The organism is Mycobacterium sp. E2989, assembly GCF_001667595.1.
Classification (GTDB): Bacteria; Actinomycetota; Actinomycetes; order Mycobacteriales; family Mycobacteriaceae; genus Mycobacterium.
In genome coordinates this window covers 1-1,458 of sequence record NZ_LZJX01000034.1, presented here as the reverse complement: position 1 = coordinate 1,458, position 1,458 = coordinate 1, and the positions used below count along the sequence as shown (strand labels likewise).

Annotated in this window: 1 protein-coding gene; it reads right to left on the bottom strand. The window is 68.0% G+C overall.

The features are described from left to right. The coding region (locus A5680_RS07665) for a condensation domain-containing protein (RefSeq protein WP_231977584.1) at window positions 1-1,458 on the bottom strand (1,458 nt) is incomplete at both ends.

The following is a 1,458-nucleotide window of genomic DNA, read 5'->3' as shown; positions in this document are numbered from 1 at the left end:
CCCAGCGCCACCCCCTGCGGGGCGCGGGCCACCTGCGCGGCGAACAACCCCGGCACCGAGCGCTCAACCACCGACTGGCCCAACACCGCCCGATGCCCCCACTCATCCAGGCACACCCGCTCGGCATCGGTGAGCACATCGACCGCCGACAACCTCGTGCCCGGATCAGCCGTCATCGCCTCCAACACCCGCCGCAACCGCTCCACCAACGCGCTCACGGTGCCCGGATCGAACACGTCGGTGTCGTACTCGACGCGCAGACCGAGCTCCGTCCCGGGGGTGGCTTGCATGGTCAGTGGGTAGTGGTTGGATTCGCGGCTGGCGAACTCGTCCATGACCAGCGCGCCGTCGGCAGCCAACGCCGTGGTTTCTATCGGGTAGTTCTCGTAGACGAACAGGGTGTCGAACAGTTGGTCGTGGCCGGTGGCGCGGTGAATCTCGTTGAGCGCCAGGTGTTGATGGTCGAGGGTGTGGTTGTGGGCGTTGTGCAGTTGTTCGAGCAGGTCGGCGGTGGTGGTGGCCGGGGTGATGGTGGCCCGCACCGGCACGGTGTTGATCATCAGTCCGACGATCGTTTCGGCGCCGGCCACCTCCGTGGGCCGTCCCGACACCGCGGTGCCGAACACGACGTCGCGCTGGCCGGTCATGCCCATCAGCAGCTGCGCCCAGGCCGCTTGCAGCACGGTGTTGACCGTGGTGTGATTCGAGCGCGCCAGTTCACTTACGGCCTGGGTGATCTCGGCGGATAGCCGATCCGATGCGACGGCGCGCGGCCCCAGAGCCAACCGGTTCGACGGGCCGACCAGGGTCGGGGCGTCGAGGCCGGCGAGTGCCTGGCACCAGGCGGCGCGGGCGGCGTCGACGTCGCGTTCGGCCAGCCAGGTGACGAAGCGGCGGTACGGCGTCGGGGCGGGCAGCGGCCGGCCCTGGTAGGCGGCGAAGATCTCTGTCAGCAGGATCGGCAGCGACCAGCCGTCCAGCACGATGTGGTGGTTGGTTACCACGATCCGGTGCCGGTCCTCGGCGGTGCGGATCAACGCCACCCGGAAGACCGGTTCCTCGGTGAGGCTGCAAACAGCGGCACGTTCGGCGGCGCACAAATCCTTGATCGCGGCTTCGGCGTCGGCATCGAATTCAACGTATTGCCAGGGTGTTTCGGGGCTGCCGACGATGACCTGTACCGGCTGGTCGAATCGCTGGCAGAACCGGGCCACCAGGTTGGGGTGGCGCTTGACGACGGTTTGGACGGCATCGCGCAGCCGCTGCGGGTCCAGCGGGCCCGTCACGGAGATCTGCAGCTGTAGGGCGTAGACGTCGTCGTCGCGCGTGGTGACGCTGTGGAAGAGCAGACCCTGCTGCATCGGCGTGAGCGGCAGGATGTCGGCGACGTCGTATTGCTGTTGTAGTTGGTCGATTTGGTCCTGAGTGAGCCGGGCGGGGGCGATGTCGGAGGGGGTC